At 57.5% G+C, this 2149-nt stretch carries 2 protein-coding genes; both read left to right on the top strand.

From position 1 onward, the window contains the following. The first annotated feature begins 59 nt into the window (after positions 1–59). A complete protein-coding gene (gene hisB, locus Q2B33_RS23925) occupies positions 60–650 on the top strand; it encodes an imidazoleglycerol-phosphate dehydratase HisB (RefSeq protein ID WP_300571930.1) in 591 nt (196 codons plus the stop codon). 43 nt (positions 651–693) lie between these two features. After that, a complete protein-coding gene (gene hisIE / locus Q2B33_RS23920) occupies positions 694–1980 on the top strand; it encodes a bifunctional phosphoribosyl-AMP cyclohydrolase/phosphoribosyl-ATP diphosphatase HisIE (RefSeq protein WP_300571929.1) in 1287 nt (428 codons plus the stop codon). The last annotated feature ends 169 nt before the right edge of the window (positions 1981–2149 follow it).

Raw genomic sequence — 2149 nt, 5'->3', positions numbered from 1 at the left:
ATAAACTTTAAATTCCTTGATTTTTTAAGGAAAATCACTTGACATTATAGGGAGGGAATATGACAAGGACAGCGACCATAGAGCGAAAGACAAAGGAGACGGACATCCATGTTGCCCTGACCCTGGACGGCACAGGGGAATCTGAGGTTTCCACAGGCATCGGCTTCTTCGACCATATGCTGGAGGGCTTTGCCAGGCATGGCTTCTTCAACCTGAGCTGCCATGTGGCAGGAGACCTCCATGTGGACGGGCACCATACCGTGGAGGACACCGGCATCGTGCTGGGCCAGGCCATCCGGGAAGCGGTGGGAGACAAAAAGGGCATCCGCAGGTACGGCTATTTCGTCCTGCCCATGGACGATGCCCTGGCGCTGTGCGCGGTGGACTTCTGCGGCAGGCCCTATCTGAATTTCGACGCCTCTTTCCCCACGGAGCGGGTGGGCGGCCTGGACACGGAGCTGGTGCGGGAATTCTTCTACGCGGTGTCCTACAGCGCGGGGATGAACCTGCATCTGAAGGTGCTGGACGGGACAAATGCCCACCATATGATAGAGGCTATGTTCAAGGCCTTTGCCAAGGCGCTGGACGGGGCCACAGGCATGGAGCCCCGGGTCAGCGACGTGCTCAGCACAAAGGGAATTCTTTCATAAGGAACTGTCCGGAAACAACCATTCAACAAATGAGGGCACAGATATGCTAGTAAAAAAATTCGTACCATGTATCTATCTTTATAACGGCCATGCGGTAAGGCGGCTTACGGACCTCTCCGTGGTGGAGACGGATCCCCTGCGCCTGGTGAACCTGTACAATGAGAACGGCGCGGACGGCCTTGTGGTGTTCGATATGTCCCAGGAGGACAGTGAGCACGAGGAGGCGCTGGACATCATCAAGGAAATCTGCGCCACAGCGGAGATGGAGGTCACAGGGGCCGGCAACATAAAGCGGCTGGAGGACGTGAAGAAGCTGCTCTACGCAGGCTGCAGGAGGGCCGTCCTGGACTGCGCCAAAGAATCCAACATCGCCCTCGCCAGAGAAGCCTCCCAGAGATTCGGCAGGGACAAGCTCCTGGCATCCTGCGACAATGTGGACATCATCGCCAGGAACCGCGGGCTGCTGGAGGACTGCGTGTCCGGCCTGCTCCTGCAGAATCCCCACCAGATCAGGGAGACCCAGGCCGCGGTGCAGCTGCCGTTTCTGGTGGAGGTGAACCAGATCGCCCTGAACAAGCTGATGGAAATCTTTGCCTACGAAAATGTCTGCGGCGTCACCGGCAATACGATCAACGACAATTACCGCGACATTCTGGCCCTGAAAGGGTTATGTAAGGAGAACGGGATTTTGGTGGAGACCTTTGAAGCGGCTTTGCAATGGGACGACTTCCAGAAGAATCCGGAGGGCCTGCTCCCTGTGATCGTGCAGGACTACCGGACCAGGGAGGTGCTGATGATGGCCTATATGAATGAGGAGGCCTACGGCCAGACCATTCGCACGGGCCGGATGACCTATTATAGCCGCAGCCGCAGGCAGCTCTGGCTCAAGGGGGAGACCAGCGGCCATTTCCAGTATCTGAAGAGCCTCGCCGCGGACTGCGACAAGGACACGCTCTTAGCAAGGGTGTCCCAGGTGGGGGCCGCCTGCCACACCGGCTCCAGGAGCTGCTTCTTTAACGAGATTGTGAAAAAGCAGGGGGAGGAGACCGCCAATCCGCTGCAGGTCTTTGAAGAGGTCTTCGATGTGATCAAGGACAGGAAGCTCCATCCCAAGGAGGGCTCCTACACCAACTACCTCTTCGACAAGGGCATCGACAAGATTCTCAAGAAGCTGGGGGAGGAGGCTACGGAAATCGTCATTGCGGCCAAGAACCCGGGGGCAAATGAGGTAAAATACGAGATAAGCGATTTTCTATACCACATGATGGTGCTGATGGCGGAGAAGGACATCAGCTGGGAAGAGATCACGACAGAGCTGGCCAACCGCTAGGAGGCCAGCTCTTCCTTTGTCCGCCCCGTCCACCGCCCATGCCCGGCTCCGGCCCTGTCATGGCTTATGGCAGCGGCTCTGTCATGGCTTATGGCATCGGCCCTGTCAGGGCCGTCTGCGTTTTCAGATACGTCTGTCATGCCTGCCCACACGTTCGGCCGCAGCTCTG

Source organism: uncultured Acetatifactor sp., from assembly GCF_948601915.1.
Classification (GTDB): domain Bacteria; phylum Bacillota; class Clostridia; order Lachnospirales; family Lachnospiraceae; genus Acetatifactor.
The sequence above is the reverse complement of the archived record's forward strand: the minus strand, read 5'-3'. Positions and strand labels throughout refer to the sequence as shown.

What these genes read in the sequence shown, in the direction of transcription:
- hisIE (WP_300571929.1), top strand. Translation starts at nt 694, where the DNA reads ATGCTAGTAAAAAAATTCGTACCATGTATCTATCTTTATAACGGCCAT.
- hisB (WP_300571930.1), top strand. Translation starts at nt 60, where the DNA reads ATGACAAGGACAGCGACCATAGAGCGAAAGACAAAGGAGACGGACATC.